We start from the raw sequence: 22748 nt of genomic DNA on the forward strand, positions 1-22748 counted from the left end.
GTTTCATAGAAACCCGCAGCGTTTAGGAACTCGATGAGCTCGTTTCATAGGGACCCGCAGCGATTAGGAATTCGATGAGCTTGTTTCATAGGAACCCGCAGCGTTTAGAAATTCGATGAACTTATTTCATAGAAACCCGCAGCGTTTAGGAATTCGATGAGCCCGTTTCATAGGAATCCCAATCAATAACCTAACAGCAAAACCGCTAGAAATCTCAGCGAACGAGATTTCTAGCGGCTTATAAATCTTTATCTTCAAATACACTACTTTTTTCTTCTGACAGAAATAATATGTTCATCTTCACCGAACATGCGGCGGCATATTTTTCGTGCATCGATTTGATCACGGGCGCAGATTTCCTGCGTTGCTATTCTGTTATCTTTTTCTACAATAATTTCAAATCGTTTCGTACCACATCTCATGAATTCTCACCTTATTTACTAAATTTTAAAATGGTCCCCAATTTATAAAATAAGCAATAATCAGGAACACAGCACCTAGACCATACCATATTAATAAGAGCGGCCAAATAAATTTAATCCAGTCCGTATACTTTATTTTAGCAATAGCGAGTGCAGCCATAAAATATCCTGAAGTTGGGTAGAAGATATTTGAGAATCCGTCCCCAAACTGGAATGCGAGAACTGCAGTCTGTCTTGTCATATCTGTTAAATCAACAAGGCCGACCATAATCGGCATTGTTGCCGCTGCCTGCCCGCTTCCGGATGGAATTACAAAGTTAAGCAAGCCTTGGGTCACCATCATAGCTACCGGTACAAATGTTTCGGGAATCATAGTAACAATAATGCTTAAGCCGTAAACAACAGTATCTAAGATAGCACCGTCTTCAAGAACTACGGAAATAGCACGGGCAACCCCGACGATTAATGCTCCCAGAACAATATTCTGAATACCTTCATTCATTGCTTCAGCAATACCTGAAGGCTTAAGGCCAGCGACAAGTCCGCTGACAATACCTGCGAATAAGTAAAAACCGGCAAGTTCGATAAAGTACCATTGATACTGGAAAATACCAAACAGCATAAATCCTAGTGCAAGAATAAAGATACCTGTTCCTACATAAGTACGTGTGCTGAGTTCAGGACTGTCAGTTTCATCTTTAATAAACTGAGAATTGTCCACATTATCAGTAATTAAAGTTTTTGCAGGGTCTTTCTGAACTTTTTTAATATAAAAGATGATAAACAATATACCAACAGCAAGCATTACTGCAAGGATAATTAAACGGAAACCGATTCCCGAATAAAGAGGCAGCTCTGCAATTGTCTGCGCTGTCCCGAGGTTAGCCGGTGCTGTAATTGCGACGGCAAAACCGACAACTGTAGCCATTAAGACAGTGCCGGTGGCAGCCATACGGTCATAGCCAAGCCGTAAAAATAAAGGAAGCAGAGCAGGTAAGAATATCAGTGATGATTCTATATTGCCGGTCAGCGCTACAAATAGTGCTAAAGGAATAACTATTGTCGGAATGATCAGCATTCCTTTATTGCCAAATGACCGGATCAGGAAATTGAGTATTACATCAATAATGCCTGCTTTCTCAATAACTCTGAATAGAGCACCAATGGCCATAATACCGAAGATGATAGCAACCGTCTGTTCAACACCTCTCGGTATTGCTGTCATAAATTCCAGAATGCCCACCGGTGTTTGTTCAGCATAGCTGAATGTGTCCGGGATGATTACTGAGCGGCCGTCAACTTCTTCTCTATCATAAGAACCCGCGGGCACTATGTAAGTGGCTATTACAGATAAAGTAATTAAGGTAAAGAGTATTACGTAAATGTGCGGCATAACAAATTTTCGTTTTTGTTTACTTTCGTTCATTCAAAAGCCCTCCGATTTTTTTGATATAAGACAAGTTATTACATAAATGTTATTATACACAAAATATTCAGAAATATTAATATAAATTCAATTTAGGCTGATTATTTCAATGAAAATATAGAAAAGTGAAATTTTTTCCAGAAAATAAAAAGTCCCCGTTATTCAGCGGGAACTTTTAAGCGATTATTTCTCTCTAATTTCATATGCATATTTCAGCTGACTTATAATCATAATAAGTCCGATGATTACAATACTGAAAATTTGAGATTCTTCCGTGATAAATGAATAGAAAATCATGAGGATGAGAGCAAAGAACAGCATAGTGCTGGTCAGTGTCCACGAGCGGTATAGTGCTTTCGCCATAATGAATATCTCACCTTCATCTGAAGCGGCAAACAATTTCTCTGCGTAATTTTTATCGGAAATTTCCGGTAAATCTTTATCCGGATAGATAATATTAACCAGTGCTGATGCCTGGAAACTCATAAACATTGAAACGAACACCAATACTATCGTCAGCGCGACAAGCCAAGGGCTTTCTGCAGCTAAGGCTTGAATTGCAAGTGCCATAAGTGACAATACTAATGGTACTGCTGTGGCAACTGTAACAACATTGAATGTATTATAGCTGTATACATCAAAGTCATCGTCATCTACTTTTCTATTATTATCTTTAGTCATTTTAATCAGTTTTTTGCGGCGTATAAATGCATATACAAGCAGTGCAGCAGCGAGTACAATCATTACGATACTCAGCCAGAAGTAGATAGTTTCCAATAAGCCCTCCGAATTTCTTCCGTAAAGCAGTTCCAGTGTCAGATAACCTGCGGCAAAACCGATTGCGGCATACAGCAGCATTTTTAATAAGAATTTCATTTATAACTCCTCCTCATCGAATATAAAAATATTCTCGATCGGTTCGTTAAATATCTTAGCCATTCGTTTTGCAATTAACAGCGATGGAATATACTCTTCGCGTTCGATTAAGCTGATTGTCTGCCGTGATACTTTAGCAAGTTTTGAGAGCTGGGTCTGGTTTAAACTGTCCCTGGCGCGCAGTTCACGCAATCTTGTTTTCATAGCTTCACCTTCGCTTCTTTTTTAGATACATAGATATTCTGTATTTATAATGTAACACTTATTTGTCTTTTTGACAACTTTAATTGTCAAAAATATAAGTATACTAGTCAAGAAGATAAAAAACATAATATTGTTGATTTAACATCAATGCTTACTCTAATGAAAAGTTTATAATGGATAAGATATAAATTTGAATGAAGTCGATAACCGAGAAGGGGTAATCTAATGTTTTTAGCATGGAATGAAATGATAAGAAATAAGCTGAAGTTCAGTTTAATTATCGGAGTCCTTGTGATGATCAGCTACCTGCTGTTTCTGTTATCAGGGCTGGCGAGCGGTTTGATGGATTTGAACAGAGAAGCTGTCGATCAATGGGAATCAGATGCAATCATTTTAAATGATGAAGCCAACCAGACAATTCAGCAGTCTATGATAGCTGAAGATGATGTCGAAGGTCTGTTTGAGGAACAGGCAACATTGAAACAGCATTCAGTTATTGCATCAAACGGCGAGATTGAAGAGAATGCTTTTGTTTTCGGCATAGAAGAAGATTCATTCCTCCTGCCGGAACTCACAGAGGGTGAACAAGCTGAAATAGAAAATGAAGTCGTGGCAGATTATTCATTAAAAGAAACGGGCTTTGAAGTCGGTGATGAGCTGACATTATCAAACAGCGATGAAGTACTGACTTTGACAGGCTTTACCGAAAGTGCTAAATACAGTGCATCATCAATATTATTTACGGATAATAAAACAATCGAAAAACTTAATCCGATGCTGAGTGAAGATATCATTAATGCACTGGTTGTTCGTGATGCTGACTGGCAAAATACTGAAGTTAATGATGAACTTGAAGCGCTGGAAATTGAGGAGTTTATAGAGAGTCTTCCAGGCTATACTGCTCAAAACTTAACGCTGAACTTTATGATTATTTTCCTGTTTATTATTTCAGCAGCAGTAATCGGCATATTCTTATATGTACTGACACTACAGAAAACAAGTCTATTTGGTGTGTTAAAGGCACAGGGCTTTTCAAACGGTTATCTTGCAAGAACGGTACTGGCACAAACATTTATTATTGCAGTAATAGGAACCGTAATCGGCTTGGGATTAACATTCCTGACAGGTCTATTCCTGCCTCCCGCAGTGCCGATTGAGTTTAATTACTTAACGATGATTATTTATATGGTTGTACTTATTGCAGTTGCGATGCTCGGAAGTTTGTTCTCAGTCATCAGCGTGCGGAAAGTCGATCCGTTAAAAGCAATTGGATAGGAGGAGAAAATAATGCTTAAATTTGAAAATGTTATAAAATCATTCAAAGATGGAGACCAGACGATAGAAGCGGTCAAGAATACATCGATTACTTTTAATAAAGGTGAGTGCATCGCAATTATCGGACCTTCAGGTTCAGGAAAGAGTACTTTTTTAACAATCGCAGGTGCGCTTCAAACGCCGACCGAGGGCGATGTTAAAATTAATGGTCAAAGTATTTCAGGCATGAAGAGTAAAGAACTTGCTAATTTGAGATTGAATGAAATCGGCTTTATTCTGCAGACAAGCAACCTGGTGCCTTTTCTTTCAGTTAAACAGCAGTTTCAGCTCTTGAAAAAATCTAAAAAAGATGTAATGGCTGACAGCGAACTGGATGAACTATTTGAAAAACTTTCTTTAACGAAAGTGAAAAAACAGCTGCCGAGTGAAATATCAGGCGGTCAGAAACAGCGTGTAGCGATTGCAAAATCATTATATACAAACCCAAGCATTATTCTGGCAGATGAGCCGACAGCATCTTTAGATACAGAGAATGCCTTGAAAGTAATGCAGATTTTAAAAGAAGAAACAGAACAGCGTATGAAGACATGTATTATCGTTACTCATGATGAACGCTTAACTGAGTATTGTGATGCGGTGTATAAAATGACAGATGGTATATTAGAGAAACAGGATTAAAGTAAAAACACATTCTGACTTTGGAATGTGTTTTTAAATTTTAAGAGGTGAATTATTTGGGACTTGTATATTTAGCAGGTGCAATCGTATCTGAAGTTTTTGGTTCAAGCATGATGAAAGTCACCGCAGTTAGTAATTCTAAAAAAGCAATTATAGGAATAGTTGCCGGTTATGCGCTGGCGTTTTACATGCTGTCACTGGCACTCTTAACACTGCCGCTGAGTTTTGCATATGCAGCCTGGAGCGGTGTTGGTACAATGCTGACAGCGATAATCGGTTTTGCGATATTTAAAGAAGAAATCAGACCAGCAACGGTTATTGGGATTATAATTTTAATTATTGGTCTTATTTTAATGAGGGTATAGGAGGTGTTGTAATGAAAGCAGCATTATTTTTAATGGGTGCCATTGTTTTTGAAGTGACCGGGACTACTATGCTGAATTTATCGAACGGTTTCACTAATGTTACTCCGACGGTTATTATGTTTATCTGTTTTGGGCTGTCATTTACATTTCTAATTGGAGCACTTAAAACAATTCCGCTTAGTATCGCATACAGTGTCTGGGCAGGATTAGGTACTGCCGGTGCGGGACTTATCGGTGTGTTTATATTTAATGAATATCTGTCGGCAGTCAATATTCTAGGGCTATGCGTAATTATTCTTGGTGTGATAGTGATGAACATATCTAAAAAGGAAGATAAAGAAACTGTACAGTAAAAAAGGATAATGACGAGGTCATTATCCTTTTTTATTATAATTTTAAGATTTCTTCTATATCTTTTTGAACAGATTCAAAGTGCTGTCTGTCCATTTCCTCAGGTTCACCGTGTTCTGCGATATTCTTTATACTTTTCACTTTGAACTGCCAGCCCGAAAAATCACGTGCAGCATTTTCGAATGCTGCAGGCAGCCGTTCATTAAGAACAAGCTGTGTGTCATCCCCATCCCCATCAAGCAGAATTTCTACTTCGCCTTCAGCCCATGCAAAATGAATGAACTTCGGGTTTTCATAACGAAAAATCTTCATATCTTCAAATTCATCATTTCCAAGATCAAAGAGCAGCCGTTCTGTTCCTTTGAACGACAACTCGGGAAACCACTGCTGAATTCCTTTTGTTGTTCCTAAGTAAGCAAAAATATTTTCGGGACTGCTGTCAATTCGGGTGATCACTTTTTGATATATATTATTATCTTTCATATGATACGAAGTCTGCATATTAAATTACCTCTTTATAATTTATTTACAATTTTAATCAGGACGAACTGCAATGGTACTCTAGCCCAGAGCAGAGGCTTTGGTACATCGATACTACCTAGCGGCAGTGATTTTTGAGCCATGTAGATATTGGCTGGAAGCACGAGCATCAGGAAACTGTTAATGATTTTTTTAAAAAAATTCCCTGGACGCTTTATTAATAGAAAGAAACTGATAATCAGTTCTGCCACACCGCTTGCTTTAACGATAAAATCTTTAAACGGTAAATAATGCGGAACGATATTTGTAAAACCTTCTGTACGTGTAAAGTGTGCAACACCTGCAATGCCGAAAACAGCAGCAAGTATGTATCGCATAATAGTCTTCATGCTAATTCCTCTTCCTTCATAAAGTTGATATTTATATTTACCCTGATTAGACTTTCAATAACTCAATTATTTTGAATAAGTGCTGAGGGTTTTAATTTTTGCATCTTTTCTATGATTTTCGAAATTAATAAAAAATGCAAAGTGGTGCTTTTCACTATCGGCAGTGATTGCAATTACTTCTGCCGCTCCTTCTTTGCCGTGAGTGATAATAGTAATTATTTCGAGAGAACTGATACTCTTGTCAGGCACGTTAAAAATTGAATTAAAGTCCTCATTGCATAACTCTGAAACAGCTTGTTTGTTCTTTCCAAAGCTGCCGATCAAAAAATCGCGTATAACTTCTCTTTTAGGTGCATTATTGCAGCCAAGACTGCCGAGAATTGCAAAGTAGGGTGAATAAGGCAATGTTTCACCTTCATTAAATTTTAAATTAGAGTCTGACAAAGCCTGTTTAAGGATGCTCACAGCTTTAGGACCGATGCCATGAATTTTTAAGAGATTCTTTTCATCGATCCGGCTGAGCTGTTCCAGTTCAGTAATGCCAATGTTAGACAGAGCATTTGCTGCCGGCTTTCCTATATTCGGGATATTCGTCATAAAAAAACCTCCATAAATTAAATCATTTTAATAATATTTATCAGAATAAAACAGGCGATAATAAATATAACGACAGCAGATATTTTATTAATATATCCGGTAATCTTACCATTGCTGTCGAAGTTTCCGATTAGTCTGCCTAAGAGCACCAGAATAATAAATGCAATCCATGATACGGCGATACAGGAGAAAGTAAACAAAACGAGAGCGCTGCCTGTATATGCAGTAGAATTGGTACCGATAATTCCCGCAGTATCGAGTATAGCGTGCGGGTTTAATAAAGATACTGATAATGCGTAGGCAACCTGTTTATACGGTGTCAGTTTTACAGGTGCTTCAGCAGTCTCAGGTTTTGTAAACCATAGTGATATTGCCATGTAGCTTAAGAAGAAAAATCCGATAATATACATTGCGAGCTGCAGCGCCGGAATCGATAAAATAATTAATGAAACACCGGCTACAGAAAGGATGATCAGCAATGTGTCACTGAGCCCGGCAGTTATTACAGCCGGCAGTGCATGAATGAACTTTTTATGATTAGCACCCTGGTTAATTAAAAATACATTTTGAGCGCCTGGCGGCAGTATTAATCCTGCTGACAGAATGAAACCGTGCAGAAATGCAGTGAGCATATATTGATTCTCCTGACTGTAAATAAGTAGGTTAAGACTAATGTATTTCCTAAAGACATACAATAAAGAATTTTTAAATTAGTTTGTAAAATATGGAAGCGTTTTCTATAATAGATATAAATGTGTCAGAATAAATTGCAGATGGGGATGGGCAATGTTTAGAATCGTGTTTTTGGAAACGTTTAAAAAAATATACCGTAATAAAAAGAACAGATTAATATTTCTGCTGGCATTTCTTGGCATCATACTGTATTCCTTTTTATATTTGCCGAACGTTAATAATCCGCTGACAATTGATGTGGATGAACTCGCTCTTGAAACTGAGTCGGCATACGGCATGAAAGAATCGAGGCTTGATTCGGGAGATATTGCCGTCAACAGTTTTACAGGTATCGATACATACAGTATGGCCAAATATGATTATGAAAATAATCTCATGTTTTATGATGCATTGGAAAAAGGTGATGTTTCAAGGCTCTTTGAAGTGAAGAGCACAAATTATGTTCCCTTGTTTACAGTGGAAGCGTTAAATGACTATTTGGAGAGGAAACATGACGGTCAGTTTTTAGAGATGGACTTTGAACGGGCAATGATTAACAGCAACTTTTTTAAACTGTCTGAGATAGATAATCCGACAACCCATGAATTTAACGGTAAAACAGGAATTCAGCAGCTGTATTCATTTTTTTTAACTTACGGACCGCTGATTATATTATTTATCACTATATTTGTCGCGAGTGAGGTACTGGTCGATGATCGGAAGCACCATACTTTAAAAGCGGGACAGCCGCTCGGATGGAGAAAATACATATTCTATCAGTCTTTATCGATGTTTATTATTATCATGACTGGTATTGCTCTGTTGCTCACGGTATTCTTCCTGCTCATATCACTGCTTTACGGTTTTGGTGATCTGTCTCTGTTAAATACTAATTACGCTTATAACGACGGTTACAGGGCTGCTGAAGAAAACTTCTTTACCGCACCTGTTACTGACTTTATCCTGCAATCGTTAATTTTAACAGCACTTTTGCTCTATCTATTTATCCGTTTGAATGCTGTACTGTCGTTAGTATTCAGACATGACGTTATCGTTATGATTGCAGGATTTGCCATCATCGCATTTAACCGGCTTTACAGCGGCGGCGGTGAAGATAAGTTTTTAGGCATCGGTGCTCATTTATTCCCGCAGAACTATTTTGAGTTTGGAGATATTTTAAGCGGCCATCAGAACTTTTTAACGTTATCAAATAATTTCACATTTGATAATGGGCTCATTGTCCTTTTCACAACGATTATTATTATAGAAATTATCCTCGGAATTCTTGCAGGCTTTATGACCCGTCAGAAGTTCGTAAGGCAGGTGGGGTAAATGAAGTTATTTAAATGGGATTTTCTTAAAATTATAAGGGACTGGAAAGTGAGAATACTTTTAGTATCGCTGTTTCTTTTCCTGGCAAGCTATTCGGCGTTTTACCAGGACCGTTCTATTGTGCTTCCGCAGGAAGAACTGCGGAGTGAATATGAAGATACGCAGCAAATCTTTCACGCGATACCTCAAAATCATTTTGACTCAGCCGCAGGACAGGAAGTGTACGATAAACTTGCACGCCAGCAAAGTATTATCGGTATGCAGCGTTATATTTTAGGCGAACAGGAAGGAAATACTGTATCCGGGCTCGAGAATGTAGTCAGCGATTATGTTGACCAGGGGCTGGAACTTGCTGAAAACAGACTGTTCTTTTATGAAGCTGATGATTTTGAATCACAGGAGCTGCTGCTGTCATTTATGCCGGCTAAAGCCGAGATTGAAAATGATTTAAAATTTTTAACATATCTGAAAGAGCATAATGTCGATATTGACTGGAATCCAATGTCACCGTCACTTGTGCTGTTTAATTTAGTAAATATCGTTGCAGGTATATTTATATTTGTTATTGCTGCGATATTCGGTGCTGACCGGTTCAGCCGGGACCAGGAATTCAACTGGAGTATTTCCCAGGGAATACCGTATTCCTGGGCTCATCAGTGGAGACAGCGAACTTTTATCAGCTGGGGACTGATATGGCTCATCGTACTTGCTGGGATCTGCGTCTCGTATATACTCAGTACACTTTTCACTGACAGCGGCACACTTAATTATCCTGTACCGCTTTACAGCGGCGAAGAAACAGTATATATCAGTATAATGCAGTACGTTATACTAGCGTTACTTCTGACGATGGCTTTGAGCTACATTATCGTTAAGCTGTCGACAGGACTGTCGTGGGTATTCAGAAATATCTACCTGACAATTACTATAGTAACGGCAGTGTTTTATCTGCCGTATGTTTTTGCACTGACAGGACCTGCTGCAAGCTGGAATCCATTCCTGTATCTGCAGATTATACCTGTATTGGAAGGTTCATGGGAGTCATTAAAAAATGTAACTGTGACGAAGCTGATTATCAGTATTGCGGTATTATATATCATCGTCGAAATCGTGTTTCATTTTATCTTTAAACTGATACCGACACGAACAGGCAAGCTTGAAAGGAGAAGGAACTAATGTCATTGGAAGTCAAAAATTTAACGATAAACTACGGGACTAAAACGGTGTTGAAGGATGTTAATTTTAATATTCCGGATAATACGATTATCGGTCTGGTTGCTCCAAACGGTACAGGGAAAACGACGTTATTTAATGCGATTATACGATTTATTCCGATTAATACCGGAGAGATTTTAATCGATGGTATCGCCTATAAAAATACGACAAAGGATGTCAAAGCGCTGCACAATAAAATTACTTTCTTTCCGGACCAGGCGGAACTGTATGAAGATTTTTCAGGCGTTGAGCATATAGAAATGTACCGGGATATATGGAATCCTAAAAGCAGAAATATAGATGAAGTCATCCGGAGGCTGAACATGGAGGACTATGTAGGAAATAAGGTGAAAACTTACTCCCTCGGTATGAGACAGCGATTATGTTTTGCGATGATGATCGCTGCAGATACGAAGATTATGTTTATGGATGAGATTATGAATGGACTGGATCCGGTGAACGTTGAACTGGTAAGTTCGGTGCTGCAGGAAATAAAAGCGGACGGGAAGATTATTATTGTCGCATCTCATCTGCTGGAAAACCTGGATGATTATGCAGATCAGATTTATTTTTTAAATGAACAAAGCATATATTACACATACATCCGGGAAGAATCTCATAGAGATTACGTTAAAGGTTATATTTCCAAAGACAGTTTAAAATCTATCGGCCCGCTTGAAGAGGGCACATTATATTTGGCTGGTGACCGTATATGTATTCCTGCTGACAGCATGAAAGAAGACGAAATGTTTAAGATGATGAGCACATTGAAGAAATTCAGTTCTGCTGAAGTGTCGCTCGGCGCATTGGGGACTCATGAACATTATCTGCGTATTTATAAAGGAGAGAGAAGTTATGATACGGTTTAGCGTGCTGTCTCTCTTTGTACTGCTGTTAATGGGGTGCAGTTTTAACGGTATTATGAGCGAATCGTATGATGGTAAAAAGATAACGGCAGACGAAGAAGCTGTTGAATTATATGAAGAAGAAAATCTTTTAAAAACAGAAGGACTGGAATCCCGTTATGCTTTTTTGAACAGTGATACGGTATTTGAAGGTCTCCGTGACGGCGGAACAGAGATAACATTGTCACCTGGTCATTATGTCATAGGAGAAGATGTTGAACCGGGCCGCTACAGTGCGGCGACAGAAGAGGCATCAGCAATCGTAGTATATGATGAAAACGGAGATAGATTACTGGAAACAGCATTAAACTATTTCAACACCAACGCTGTTTTGGAGCTGCAGGAAGGTTACCGTGTTGAATACGTTACAAGACGGGGACCCATCGATCTAATCCCATCGGAAGAAAAATACGACAGTATGATTCCTGCCGGTATTCATACTGTCGGAGAACATCTTGAGGCAGGAACGTACAGCCTCTTAACAAAAGAATTACCTGTAAGACGTTTGAACTCTGAAGACGAGGTATATATGAATCCGGGTGGGATGGGTTCAGTCAGTTTATCGAGTACAGATGTTGAAATAGATACAGAATTGAGTATTAAAGTAGAACTTCACGAGGGTGATACTATCGTTTCAGAACATCCCGTTGTACTTGAAAAGGACTAGCGATTGAACTTTCACTATGCGATACTTGTTCACAAGAATAAATAAACAAATTGGGAGTTGTAATTATGTCTGCTGATAATCAGACGAGAACAGAACTTGATAATACGATGTCTAAACGGTTTATATGGGCAATTGCTTACGGATCTTCAATCGGCTGGGGCGCATTTATTTTACCAGGGGACTGGCTGATTTCATCAGGAACACTTGGAGCGACTCTCGGAATTACTATCGGCGGATTACTGATGCTGATTATCGCTGTAGGCTACGGTGCACTAACGGCTAAGTTCCCTGTATCCGGCGGAGAATTTGCATTTACATATGCCGGTTTCGGCAAGTTCAGTGCATTTATCGCGTCATGGTTTTTAGTATTAGGTTATATATGTGTCGTCGCGCTGAATGCCAGTGCATTCAGTCTGCTGTTTAAATTTGTACTTCCTGACTTTTTAGAAGTCGGATACTTATATACGATTGCAGGATGGGACGTCTACATCATGGAAGTCATACTGTCTTCTGCCATACTTATAATATTCGCTTTAATCAGTATGAAGGGATCAGGTTTGTCTGGAAATCTGCAGTTTATATTCTGTCTGTTCATGGCGTTTGTAGTAGCAGGATTATTCGCCGTATCATTTTTCACTGGAGAATTTTCATTCCAAAATGCAAAACCGCTGTTTAATGAAGAAGCGGGAATCTGGACATCGATTATTTTAATCGTTGCGATAGCGCCGTGGATGTATGTCGGGTTTGATAACATTCCTCAGGCAGCGGAAGAATTTAAATTCAGTCCTGATAAAACGTTTAAACTCATCGTTTTCGGTATTATTGCATCTGTTATAACTTATGTCGCAATGATTTTAGTAACAGCTTGGATTTATCCGGATCAGAACTCTATGGACGGGGCAGTCTGGGTGACAGGATCTGTTATTCAGTCGTCGATGGGAACTATCGGGATAGTGTTCCTGGCATTTGCGATTTCTTTCGGTGTATTTACAGGTCTTAATGGATTCTACATGTCTTCTTCAAGACTAATTTTTGCAATGGGACGTGCGAACTTTGTACCGACTATATTTGCCAAAGTTCATAAGAAAAATAAAACACCGCATTATGCAGTGCTCTTCGTAATGCTTGTATGTCTGATTGCACCATGGCTCGGCAGAACAGCATTGAGCTGGATTGTAGACATGTCATCTGTCGGCGTGTCAGTCGCATTCCTTGCTACAAGTGCAGTGACAGTTAAGTTTTTCAGTACTAAAGAACACAGAAACATCATTTATGTAATATTTGGAGCACTCGGTATCATTATTTCTCTTGTATTTTTAGTACTGTTGTTATTCCCAGGCTCACCGGCAGCACTGACAGCACCGTCATATTATGCACTTCTCGCTTGGACAATACTCGGTATGGTGTTCCTTGCGATAAAATACAAATCATTAAAATCAATGTCTAAAGAAGAACTGGATTATATGATTCTAAATAAAACAAGAGAAGAAGTAATGCATGAAAGAAAATAAGACGGGTAAAGAATAACATAATATATTATTCGGAGCTGATATTATGTTGAAACTGAAGCGTGTTTATGATGGTGTCTCACAGCAGGATGGAAAACGTATTTTAGTGGATGGTGTCTGGCCGCGGGGGATTAAGAAAGAAGATTTAGAACACGATGAGTGGTATAAAGATATCGCACCGTCGGCTGATTTAAGAAAATGGTTTGATCATGATGCTGAAAAATGGGAAGAGTTCAAAAAGAAATATAATAAAGAACTGAAAAATCAAAACGAGCTGGTTGATAAAATTAAAGAAGATGCAGATGGTCACAACGTCACATTATTATATGCGGCAAAGGATACAGAGCATAACCAGGCAGTAGTTATAAAAGAATATATTGATGGAAAATAAAAAGACGGCAGCTGCCGTCTTTTTTATATTTTTAACTTTCCTCTGAAACCGCGAGCTCCGTAATACGAATCAGCACCGTTATGATACAGGAATACTGTGTTATAGCGTTTGTCACAGAATAAGGCACCGCCGAGATCTCTAATATCAGATGGTGTCTCAACCCAGCTTGATGACTTAAGATCAAAGTCCCCGAACTGCTGCAGGTGTCTGTAATCTTCTTCAGTCAGCATATCGATACCAATTTCCTTGGCTAAATCAACAGCTGAGTTTTCAGGTTTATATTTCTTTCTGGCTTCAAGTGCAGCTCTGTCGTAACACACACTGCGTCGTCCTTTAGGGCTTTCTTTTGCACAGTCCACAAAGTAAAGATCGCCCTTAAAATCGATAACGTCAGGTTCGCCTTCAGTTGATTCCATATTGTGAAGTGCAGCAAGCTGTTTATCAGTTAATTTAGCTGCAATATTTTCAAAAGAGATGTCTTCGTGACGTTCCTTATGAGTATTAAAGCGAGACTCCAGAGCATTAAGTAATTCTACTTTTTCTGCTTTAGTAAGTTTCTTCTTCAATGTCATTGTACAACCTCCAATTATCATATTTAATTTAATAGTACCATGGTAAACTGTAACGATAAACATATTTAACAGAACGGGGAAAGACAATGATAGTAACAACGAGCGGACGATATAATGAACATGCATTACAAAAAGCGAAGGATATCGCTATGCGTTACAAACTGTACTTTGTAATGCGTAAAAAGCTTTCTGTAAAAGAGATTAAGGAGCGTTATATCGACGATGTATTAGTAGTTGGAAATGACGAGATGAGTATCACGCGACTGTCAGATAATGATCCTGTAAAATACCACCCGAACTTCTCAATGGTCCGTGCGAAAAGGTTATTAAATAATGATAATGATGCTTTGGCAGATGCAGCGGAACTAAAACCCGGGATGTCATTTTTAGACTGTACAATGGGCCTTGCGGCTGATAGTGTAATCGCAAGCCTGACGGTCGGAACTTCAGGTCAAGTGACTGCATTAGAACAAAGCTTTATATTATATTTGCTGGCAAAAGAGGGGCTCGCTTCATACGATACAAATATAAAAATGCTGAACGATGCAATGCGTGCTATAGAAACAGTGCATCAAAATCATACAGACTACTTAGAAAAATTACCGGATAACAGTTTTGATATCGTCTACTTTGATCCGATGTTCGATGAAGAAATCAATGATTCACAAAGCTTAAGATTAATAACGGAAGTAACTCACACTGAAATATTGTCACAAAAAACGATAGACGAAGCGAAACGTGTCGCAGCAAAAAAAATAGTGCTGAAAGATCATTTCAGAAGCAGCAGATTTGAACAATTCGGCTTTATGCAGCAAGTGAGAAAAACGAGTAAAGTTCATTATGGTATTATCAGGACAGATTTTGAAGTTGACTAACAGAAAATAGTATTTTATAGTGTAGATAACTTAATAAGAAGTTCTCTAGGGTTCCGTTAAATTATTTAAGTCTGGACCGAGAGAGAACGCTGGAATGAGTTCCAGTACACGGAAGGACAAAAGCCTGGGAGAGTAACGAAAGTTATTCTTCCGGGCTTTTTTTATTCTCAATTCTTATAAATTTTAAAATAGGAGAAAAATTATGTGGTTATTAGTTATTATTGCAGCAATGTTTGAAATCGGCTGGGCAACAGGGCTGAAGTACGCGGATAATGGATTTGAATGGGTACTCACAGTGATTTCAATTGTCGTCAGTTTCGGACTGCTTGTGTATGTTTCGACGAAAATGCCGGCAAGTACAGTATATGCTGTATTCGTAGGCATTGGAGCAGTAGGAACAGTGCTTGTTGATATTATTGTATTTGACGGTGCGTTCAATATCGGAATTATTATATTTGTAGCGCTGCTTGTATTCGGCGTTATTGGACTTAAGACTGTAACAGATCACGAGGAGGGTGCTAAATGAGCTGGTTTATATTAATATTGGCAGGACTAATGGAAGTAGCAGGAGTAACAGGAATGTCTTTAATTGGCCAAGGTAGAAAACTGAGCGGTTGGCTGACACTCCTGATCGGATTCCCAATTAGCCTGGCACTGCTGAGCATAGCAATGGAGACTATTCCTTTAGGTGTGGCATATGCGGTGTGGACAGGAATTGGAACAGTCGGCAGTGCATTAATTGGAATTATCTTTTATAAAGAATCAGCTAGTTATAAACGCGTGATGTATTTATCATTCATCATTATTGCGGTAATTGGACTGCGCCTGGTAACGGGATAAAAAATTGTGGTTTCACATGAAACATGATAAACAGTATGAAAAAATCCGTAGGCATAAATTATATGCCTACGGATTTTTTATTAGTCCTGTTTAAATACGCTTGTACTGTGTTTAGGCTGTACGCGTGATTTTGGATCGTAAGATGATTTAGCGTATGAAATTGCAACTGGTGCTTCACCAAAGCCTGTTGCTATAAGCTTAACTTTACCTTCAAACGTCGTGATATCGCCTGCAGCAAATATACCCGGGATATTTGTTTCCATGTGAGGGTTAACTTTGATGGAATTTTTCTCAAGATCAAGGCCCCATTCTTTTAATGGTCCAAGGGACGAAATATTACCGAAGTTAACGATTAGCTGGTCTGCTTTAATCACTTCTTCTGTACCGTCTTTTGCTGTCAGTACAAGCTCTTCCATCTGGCCGTTATTACCTTTAATTTCAGTAACATTCAGTGATGTTTTAACATTGACAGGTGACTCCATTACTTGCTGAACACTTGTCTCATGTGCTGTAAAGCGTTCACGTCTGTGTACCAGCGTGACTGATTTAGCAAGTTCCTGAAGCATCAATGACCAGTCGAGAGCTGAGTCTCCGCCCCCGAGTACGACAACGTCCTGATCTCTGAATTTTTCAAGGTCTCTAACTGCGTATTGCAGTGAAGTGCCTTCAAAAGCTGCTTCGTTATCCAAACCGATTTTACGAGGCTGGAAAGCACCTACTCCTGCAGTGATTAAAATTGTTCTTGTAAGGTATTCACCTTTATCAGTTTTCAAAACAAAGTGATCATCTTCGCGCTCGTATGATTGTACTGTTTCCCCAAGGTGAAGTTCAGGTTCAGCATACTGCGCCTGTGTCACCAGATTAGATACTAAATCTTTAGCCAGGATTTTTGGGAAGCCGCCCACGTCGTAAATATATTTGTCCGGATATAATTCCATTAATTGTCCGCCAAGTTCAGGCAGACTATCTATTAGTCTTACAGACATTTGTCTCATACCTGCATAAAAAGTAGAGAATAATCCAGTAGGTCCTCCACCGATTATCGTTACATCTACAATTTCGTCTTTCATGAATATAACCCTCCAGTAATATACGAATAATGTTTTTATATTTTCATTCCATTAAACATTATTACACAGGAGGGACTGAAAATAAAAGTGTTTGGCATGCTGTAACGTCGCTGTAACGCGTAATTCAGACTTTCGAATGACGTTATGCTTTGCGCGGATCGCGCCAGAAAAATACTGTAATAAGAAAACCGATGACAAGAACTATCGCACTGAAGTAGTAAGGGTAATCCAGATTCATATCAAATAGTATACCAGCGATAACGGGTCCGATTACATTGGCGAGTGACGTAAAGAATGAGTTCATCCCGCCTGCAAAGCCCTGGTTATTACCCGCAATATGCGACAGGAACGTAGTAACCGCTGGACGTATCAGGTCAAAACCGATGAAGATGATAAACGCAATTGCCATAACGCCCCAGTATGATTCTAAAAATGTAATGGCAAAAACGAGTATTGCGGTATAGATAATAGATACTCTGATAATATTCAGTTCACCGTAACGGCGTGTCAGCGGTTCGAATAAAACAATCTGTGCAAAAGTACCAATTATAGCACCGCCAGCAATCGCGATTGCAATATCAGCCGGTGTAAATCCAAGTTTGCGGTCGAAGTATAAACTGAAGAAGGACTCGAATGCCGCAAGACCGAATGACGAAACAAATATAACGAGAAAGGCAATGAAAAATATTGGTGTAAAAATCTTTCTGAAATTACTTGTTGTCACTTCTGTCTTATCAGCTGCGACTTCTGTAACTTTCTCAGGTTCATCTAACATAAAAATAGATAAAATTGCACTGATTAAACCGAGTGCCGCGGCGATGAAAAATGGCAGACGTGTAGCAATTTCAGCCAGCACGCCGCCGATACCCGGTCCGATAATGAAACCGAAGTTAATCGCAGCAGTCATGTAACCGAGAGACCGTGCCCGGTTTTTATTAGTTGTAATGTCGACAATAAATGCGGTAACCGCCGGCATAATAAATGCACCGGCAAGACCGCCGAGCATGCGGGAAAGAAACAGCACTTCAATCGTTTTTCCTAACCCAAATAATAGTTCGGAAAATGCAAAAATAAACAGCCCAATGACGATAATGATTTTACGTCCGAACTTATCTGCTGCCCGTCCTGTGAAAGGCGAAAAAATTAATTGTGTAAAAGCAAAGGCGGCGGTTAAATAACCGACACCGGCACCGCTGATGTTCAGTTCGTTCATTATTGACGGCATAACCGGTATTACAAGACTTATTCCTAGAAAAACTAGGAAAATACTGCTATACAATAAGTAGAGCTGATATTTTTTCTTCATCTTATGTGTCACCTTCTTAGAATTCTGCATATGTTAAGATATATACTACACTTGAAAATAGAAAAATAATAGTGAAAAATAGATGAATTGAGGTGGGTTTTTGGGAGAGCATAATCACGATCACCACCACGACCATACTCAGGGTGCGAATAAAAAAGCACTGACAATCAGTTTAATATTAATAGCTTCCTTTATGATTGTAGAAGTCATCGGGGGTGTGCTGACAAACAGTCTTGCCCTCTTAAGTGATGCTGGTCATATGCTGAGTGATGCAGTGTCCCTTGCTGTTGCATTGGCTGCTTTTAAAATGGGTGAAAAAGCAGCGGACTCGGCACGGACATTCGGTTACCGGAGATTTGAAATACTGGCAGCTGTATTTAATGGTGTAACATTAATTGTGATAGCGGTGTTTATCGTAGCAGAAGCTGCAGGACGTTTTGTAAATCCGCCGGAAATCGCAACGACGGGTATGCTTGTCATTGCAGTTTTAGGTCTTGTCGTTAATATAATCGTGGCGAAAATATTAATGTCGGGTGATACTCACGATAACTTGAATATGAAAGGTGCACTGCTGCATGTGTTTGGTGATTTACTCGGTTCAGTTGCAGCCATAGTGGCGGCTTTGTCCATTATGTTTTTTGGATGGGGCTTCATGGATCCGCTGGCGAGTGTTATCGTTGCAGTTTTAATTGCAGTCAGCGGTTTTAGAATACTCCGTCAATCATTGAATGTACTAATGGAAGGTGTGCCGGAAAATATAGATGTCGACACAGTCATTAATACAATTAATAATATTGAAGGTGTCGAAGATGCACATCATCTGCATGTCTGGAGTATTTCGAGCGGCATGAATGCGCTGAGTGTACACATAGTGGTCAATGGAACGCTCAACGTTCATGAAACTCAAAAGATTATTCACCGTATAGAAGAGCAGATGAAGCATGAAAATATTGAGCACGTCACTGTACAGGTAGAATGTAAACACCATGACCATGATGATGAACTGCTGTGCAATTAACCGCTTAAGTTCTGGACAGCAATGTTCAGGGCTTTTTTGTTATTATAGATTTAAGACAAATACACAGGGGATGATGATGTGAAAGAGATTCATACGAAATACTCACGTAACAGCAAGGGACATTATGTACCGGGGATGATACATAACGACACTTTATATATTTCCGGACAATTATCCTTAAATCTTGAGACAGGCAAAATAGTTGACGGCGGCATTGCTGCTGAGACTAAAAGAGCGCTCCAGAATATGGAATTAGTATTGGATGAGGCTGGTTTAACAAAAGAAGATATAATCATGGTCAGATTATATACATCGGACGTTGAGAACTGGGATATCATCAATACTGAATACAGCAAGTACTTCGGTGACCATAAACCCTCCCGTGCTGTTGTACCGACGAGAGAGCTCCATTACGGCTGCCTAGTCGAAATTGAAGCTGTCGCAGCGGTAAAATAAACATATATATAAGGGGGAATTAACTATGAATTATCAAGAAATAGATACGCCGGCATTATTAATTGATGAAACTGTACTTAATAAAAATCTTAAATATATGAGCGATTATGCAGCAGCACAAAAAGTTAAGCTGCGTCCGCACACGAAAACACATAAGATGCCTCATCTGGCACTTAAGCAGACTGCACACGGCGCAGAAGGCATCACTGTTGCCAAAGTCGGTGAAGCGGAGATTATGGCCGTTTACGGACTTGACGATATTTTTATCGCCAATCAGATTGTTGGTAAACAAAAGCTTGAAAGAATTAAGAAACTGGCAGAACAGATTAATATTTCATTCGGTGTCGATAGTATCCATCATATAGAAGAAATCGATAAAGTATTTGAAGGCGCTGATAAAAAAGCGCAGGTGCTGATTGAAATTGAAGTCGGTGAAGAACGCTCCGGCATTATTGAAGAAATAGACTATAAACTGTTATTAAATAGTATACGTGCAGCTAAAAACGTCGAGTTAAAAGGTATTTTCTCACACGACGGACATACCTACAAAGCTGTCGATAAACATGACTGCTATGATTTATTCATGACAGCAACAACGCGCACACTGCATTTTGCAAACGTTGCGAGAGATATGGATTTTGAATTTGAAACAGTAAGCATCGGTTCAACTCCGCCGTTTATGTTCGGTTTTGATATTCCAGAAGGTGTTACTGAAATTAGACCTGGAACATATATTTTAATGGACGGGTCACAATCCAATGCTATTGATTCATATGCGCATTCTGCGGCAAGCGTGCTGACTACTATCATTAGTAAACCGACGGCGGAACGTGTCATTACAGACGTTGGTGCAAAAGGACTGACAGCACAATCGCGCAGTAAAGGACTGACAACGACAGAAGGCTTCGGTAAAATTAAGGAATTTGAAAGCGTTCATGTACACGGAGTATTTGATGAACATGCGATTATCTATAATCAGGAATTTAGTAAAAAAGTAAGCATCGGCGATAAAGTGCGAATTATTCCGAATCATATATGTCCGGTGTCGAACTTATATCATAAAGCTTACCTCATTAACAGTGGTGAAGTTGTAAAAGAAATTGATATTGCTGCACAGGGCAGACTTCAATAAATAAAAAGAGTATCTCAGTGATATTTTATCACTGAGATACTCTTTAAATGTTAAAAGCCTCTCGGTTTATCTTCTTCGGCATACGCCTCAAGATCTTCCTGATATTCTTCAAGAGAACTTTCTTTATAGTTCTTCATACGTTCTTTGTTAGGAGTAATAGACAGTCCTAAATACTTACGTTCATTATTGGCATCTTTATAAAATGCAATCATCATCATAATAACAACTAAACTAAATGGCAATGCAGCGATAATCGCAGCAGATTGCAATGCATTTAGTCCGGTTTCCCCGCCGGCAGCAAGAAGAGTGAATGCGATAGCTGATAAGGCGATACCCCATGTAAGTTTAGTTTTCCCGGAAGGTGTCAAGTTACCGTGAGATGTCTGCATACCGAGTACGAATGTTGCCGAGTCTGCAGATGTAATAAAGAATGATGATACTAATAAAATAGCCAGCATTGAAAGTATCGTACCCATAGGTAGTTCATCAAATATGGCGAACAGCTGTACTTCGGTCGCCATATTAAATATTTCCGGATTTGCTATACCTGTGGAAATCCCTGTTATACCGAATACGCTGAACCAGATAATACCTATTACAGTCGGCACAAGTAAAACCGCAATAATAAATTCTCTAATCGTACGGCCTTTGGAAACACGGGCGATAAATATACCAACAAATGGACTCCAGCTCATCCACCAGCCCCAGTAATAAATTGTCCATGAACTGAGCCACTCTGTTTTTTGTGCATTAAGCGGTGCAACATCAAAGCTGTTATATAAGAATGTGCTTAAATACCCGCCGGTGCCTGTAGTCATAACATTTAAAATAAGCATTGTCGGTCCGACAACAAGAATAATAACGAACAGGAGTCCTGCGAGTATCATGTTTAAGTTGCTTAAATACTGAATACCTTTGCTGAGACCGCTCCATGCACTGATTAAAAAAAGTACTGTGACGACAGAGATAATAATTCCCTGGGACGTAAGACCGACCGGCACATCGAATAAATAATTCAACCCGCCATTAATCTGCATTGCGCCGATACCAAGTGAAACTGCAACACCGATAACTGTTGCGAAAACTGCAAGTACATCTATTAGGATTCCGAGCCATCCGTCAACAAGGTTGCCGAATAATGGACGAAGTGTTTTCGAGAGCAGTCCGACTTCTCCTTTTCTAAAACTGGAATATGCAAGTGACAAAGCGACGATGCCATATATAGCCCAGGCATGAATTCCGTAGTGAAGAAAAGTTGAGCGCATAGATTCTGCAAGTGCTTCCGTCGTTCCGGGGTCTGCTGTAGGGGGTGACATAAAGTGAGCCATCGGCTCTCCTGCACCATAGAAAACAAGTCCGATTCCCATGCCGGCACTGAACAGCATAGTAATCCATGAAATAGTGCTGAATTCCGGTTCGTCGTCCGGCTGTCCCAATTTGAGTTTACCTATTGGACTGAATACGAGAAAAGCAGAAAAGAATACAATTACCGTAACGAGTATCATGTAATACCAGCCGAAATATGTAGTTACCCAGCCGGAAATAGCACCTGAAATTTCACCGAATTGATTGGGAAATATTGCACCTATAATTACAAGCAGTCCGACAATAACTGCTGCGAAGACAAAAACATATGATATTTTTTTTGATTTCTCAGATGATGCTGAATGATTTGTCATTACTTCACTCCTTTTTGATTTTTGACACAACGGGTAAATGATAACAA

The 22748-nt window shown here is 39.2% G+C and carries 28 protein-coding genes and 1 riboswitch; of the genes, 16 read left to right on the forward strand and 12 right to left on the reverse strand.

The genetic code is table 11. The features are described 5' to 3' along the window. Positions 1–263 precede the first annotated feature (263 nt). The 4 genes from H625_RS13755 to H625_RS0107980 form a co-directional block, all read right to left on the reverse strand. A complete protein-coding gene (locus H625_RS13755; RefSeq protein ID WP_169516125.1) occupies positions 264–422 on the reverse strand; it encodes a hypothetical protein in 159 nt (52 codons plus the stop codon). A 25-nt stretch (positions 423–447) separates the two neighbouring features. Then, positions 448–1848 (reverse strand): YfcC family protein, encoded by a 1401-nt coding sequence (locus tag H625_RS0107970; protein WP_026859460.1) that lies wholly within the window; start codon positions 1846–1848, stop codon positions 448–450. Between the two features lie 183 nt (positions 1849–2031). Further along, on the reverse strand, positions 2032–2724 hold the full coding sequence (locus tag H625_RS0107975) for a DUF3169 family protein (RefSeq protein ID WP_026859461.1): 693 nt from the start codon (positions 2722–2724) through the stop codon (positions 2032–2034). Then, positions 2725–2928 carry a helix-turn-helix transcriptional regulator gene (locus H625_RS0107980; RefSeq protein ID WP_026859462.1) on the reverse strand — a complete coding sequence of 68 codons (204 nt, stop codon included), beginning with the start codon at positions 2926–2928 and terminating at the stop codon, positions 2725–2727. It lies immediately after the preceding gene. 225 nt (positions 2929–3153) lie between these two features. On the opposite strand from H625_RS0107980, the gene H625_RS0107985 reads away from it, so the two are divergent. Genes H625_RS0107985 through H625_RS0108000 form a run of 4 tightly spaced genes read left to right on the forward strand, consistent with a single transcriptional unit; the run spans position 3154 to position 5599 of the window. Further along, positions 3154–4203: an ABC transporter permease gene (locus tag H625_RS0107985; RefSeq protein WP_026859463.1), complete on the forward strand. Its 1050-nt coding sequence runs from the start codon at positions 3154–3156 to the stop codon at positions 4201–4203. 12 nt (positions 4204–4215) lie between these two features. Continuing rightward, positions 4216–4881 carry an ABC transporter ATP-binding protein gene (locus H625_RS0107990; protein WP_026859464.1) on the forward strand — a complete coding sequence of 222 codons (666 nt, stop codon included), beginning with the start codon at positions 4216–4218 and terminating at the stop codon, positions 4879–4881. A 47-nt stretch (positions 4882–4928) separates the two neighbouring features. After that, positions 4929–5246: an SMR family transporter gene (locus H625_RS0107995; protein ID WP_245573122.1), complete on the forward strand. Its 318-nt coding sequence runs from the start codon at positions 4929–4931 to the stop codon at positions 5244–5246. Positions 5247–5257: 11 nt separating this feature from the next. Next, positions 5258–5599, forward strand: coding sequence for a DMT family transporter (locus H625_RS0108000; protein WP_026859466.1), 342 nt, complete (start codon positions 5258–5260; stop codon positions 5597–5599). Positions 5600–5633: 34 nt separating this feature from the next. Here the strand turns inward: H625_RS0108000 and H625_RS12825 are convergent, their stop codons facing one another. From H625_RS12825 to H625_RS0108020, 4 genes are all read right to left on the reverse strand, one after another. Beyond that, positions 5634–6098 (reverse strand): SRPBCC family protein, encoded by a 465-nt coding sequence (locus H625_RS12825; protein ID WP_051239029.1) that lies wholly within the window; start codon positions 6096–6098, stop codon positions 5634–5636. A gap of 14 nt (positions 6099–6112) precedes the next feature. Continuing rightward, entirely contained in the window at positions 6113–6466 is a 354-nt protein-coding gene (locus tag H625_RS0108010) for a DoxX family protein (RefSeq protein ID WP_026859467.1), read from the reverse strand. Positions 6467–6532: 66 nt separating this feature from the next. Then, on the reverse strand, positions 6533–7063 hold the full coding sequence (locus H625_RS0108015) for a helix-hairpin-helix domain-containing protein (protein WP_026859468.1): 531 nt from the start codon (positions 7061–7063) through the stop codon (positions 6533–6535). 17 nt (positions 7064–7080) lie between these two features. Next, positions 7081–7695 (reverse strand): LysE/ArgO family amino acid transporter, encoded by a 615-nt coding sequence (locus H625_RS0108020; protein ID WP_026859469.1) that lies wholly within the window; start codon positions 7693–7695, stop codon positions 7081–7083. A 154-nt stretch (positions 7696–7849) separates the two neighbouring features. Between H625_RS0108020 and H625_RS0108025 the strand changes: the two genes are divergently transcribed. The 6 genes from H625_RS0108025 to H625_RS0108050 all read left to right on the forward strand — a co-directional run bounded on the left by H625_RS0108025 (position 7850) and on the right by H625_RS0108050 (position 13753). Further along, complete coding sequence (locus H625_RS0108025; RefSeq protein ID WP_026859470.1) at positions 7850–9067, forward strand: hypothetical protein; 1218 nt, start codon at positions 7850–7852, stop codon at positions 9065–9067. After that, positions 9068–10243: an ABC transporter permease gene (locus tag H625_RS0108030; RefSeq protein WP_026859471.1), complete on the forward strand. Its 1176-nt coding sequence runs from the start codon at positions 9068–9070 to the stop codon at positions 10241–10243. Then, positions 10243–11151: an ABC transporter ATP-binding protein gene (locus tag H625_RS0108035; protein WP_026859472.1), complete on the forward strand. Its 909-nt coding sequence runs from the start codon at positions 10243–10245 to the stop codon at positions 11149–11151. The genes H625_RS0108030 and H625_RS0108035 overlap by 1 nt, the downstream gene beginning before the upstream one ends. Further along, the gene (locus H625_RS0108040) at positions 11138–11854 is read left to right on the forward strand and encodes a hypothetical protein (protein WP_026859473.1); all 717 of its coding nucleotides are present in this window, start codon (positions 11138–11140) and stop codon (positions 11852–11854) included. The genes H625_RS0108035 and H625_RS0108040 overlap by 14 nt, the downstream gene beginning before the upstream one ends. 65 nt (positions 11855–11919) lie before the next feature. Then, entirely contained in the window at positions 11920–13365 is a 1446-nt protein-coding gene (locus H625_RS0108045; protein WP_026859474.1) for an APC family permease, read from the forward strand. A 43-nt stretch (positions 13366–13408) separates the two neighbouring features. Then, the gene (locus tag H625_RS0108050) at positions 13409–13753 is read left to right on the forward strand and encodes a DUF488 domain-containing protein (protein ID WP_026859475.1); all 345 of its coding nucleotides are present in this window, start codon (positions 13409–13411) and stop codon (positions 13751–13753) included. A 23-nt stretch (positions 13754–13776) separates the two neighbouring features. On the opposite strand, the gene H625_RS0108055 is transcribed toward H625_RS0108050, so the two are convergent. Next, positions 13777–14325 (reverse strand): DUF4256 domain-containing protein, encoded by a 549-nt coding sequence (locus tag H625_RS0108055; RefSeq protein WP_026859476.1) that lies wholly within the window; start codon positions 14323–14325, stop codon positions 13777–13779. An 86-nt stretch (positions 14326–14411) separates the two neighbouring features. On the opposite strand from H625_RS0108055, the gene H625_RS0108060 reads away from it, so the two are divergent. The 3 genes from H625_RS0108060 (at position 14412) to H625_RS0108070 (ending at position 16040) form a co-directional block, all read left to right on the forward strand. Next, the gene (locus H625_RS0108060; RefSeq protein ID WP_026859477.1) at positions 14412–15200 is read left to right on the forward strand and encodes a class I SAM-dependent methyltransferase; all 789 of its coding nucleotides are present in this window, start codon (positions 14412–14414) and stop codon (positions 15198–15200) included. Positions 15201–15234: 34 nt separating this feature from the next. Continuing rightward, positions 15235–15333: riboswitch (guanidine-I (ykkC/yxkD leader) on the forward strand. Between the two features lie 69 nt (positions 15334–15402). Continuing rightward, positions 15403–15726, forward strand: coding sequence for a DMT family transporter (locus H625_RS0108065; RefSeq protein WP_035785532.1), 324 nt, complete (start codon positions 15403–15405; stop codon positions 15724–15726). Further along, entirely contained in the window at positions 15723–16040 is a 318-nt protein-coding gene (locus tag H625_RS0108070) for a DMT family transporter (RefSeq protein WP_026859479.1), read from the forward strand. The genes H625_RS0108065 and H625_RS0108070 overlap by 4 nt, the downstream gene beginning before the upstream one ends. An 80-nt stretch (positions 16041–16120) precedes the next feature. Here H625_RS0108070 and H625_RS0108075 read toward each other — a convergent pair whose 3' ends face one another. Both H625_RS0108075 and norA read right to left on the reverse strand, forming a co-directional pair. Beyond that, positions 16121–17110, reverse strand: a complete 990-nt coding sequence (locus H625_RS0108075; RefSeq protein ID WP_026859480.1) for an NAD(P)/FAD-dependent oxidoreductase — start codon at positions 17108–17110, stop codon at positions 16121–16123. Positions 17111–17252: 142 nt separating this feature from the next. Next, complete coding sequence (norA, locus tag H625_RS0108080) at positions 17253–18416, reverse strand: multidrug efflux MFS transporter NorA (RefSeq protein ID WP_026859481.1); 1164 nt, start codon at positions 18414–18416, stop codon at positions 17253–17255. Between the two features lie 100 nt (positions 18417–18516). On the opposite strand from norA, the gene H625_RS0108085 reads away from it, so the two are divergent. From H625_RS0108085 to H625_RS0108095, 3 genes are all read left to right on the forward strand, one after another. After that, positions 18517–19434 carry a cation diffusion facilitator family transporter gene (locus tag H625_RS0108085; RefSeq protein WP_026859482.1) on the forward strand — a complete coding sequence of 306 codons (918 nt, stop codon included), beginning with the start codon at positions 18517–18519 and terminating at the stop codon, positions 19432–19434. Positions 19435–19512: 78 nt separating this feature from the next. Further along, positions 19513–19890 (forward strand): RidA family protein, encoded by a 378-nt coding sequence (locus H625_RS0108090; RefSeq protein ID WP_026859483.1) that lies wholly within the window; start codon positions 19513–19515, stop codon positions 19888–19890. 25 nt (positions 19891–19915) lie between these two features. After that, a complete protein-coding gene (locus H625_RS0108095) occupies positions 19916–21022 on the forward strand; it encodes an alanine racemase (RefSeq protein ID WP_026859484.1) in 1107 nt (368 codons plus the stop codon). A gap of 50 nt (positions 21023–21072) precedes the next feature. Here H625_RS0108095 and H625_RS0108100 read toward each other — a convergent pair whose 3' ends face one another. Next, entirely contained in the window at positions 21073–22701 is a 1629-nt protein-coding gene (locus H625_RS0108100; protein ID WP_026859485.1) for a BCCT family transporter, read from the reverse strand. Between the last annotated feature and the right edge of the window lie 47 nt (positions 22702–22748).

Source organism: Jeotgalicoccus psychrophilus DSM 19085, assembly GCF_000425845.1.
GTDB lineage: Bacteria > Bacillota > Bacilli > Staphylococcales > Salinicoccaceae > Jeotgalicoccus > Jeotgalicoccus psychrophilus.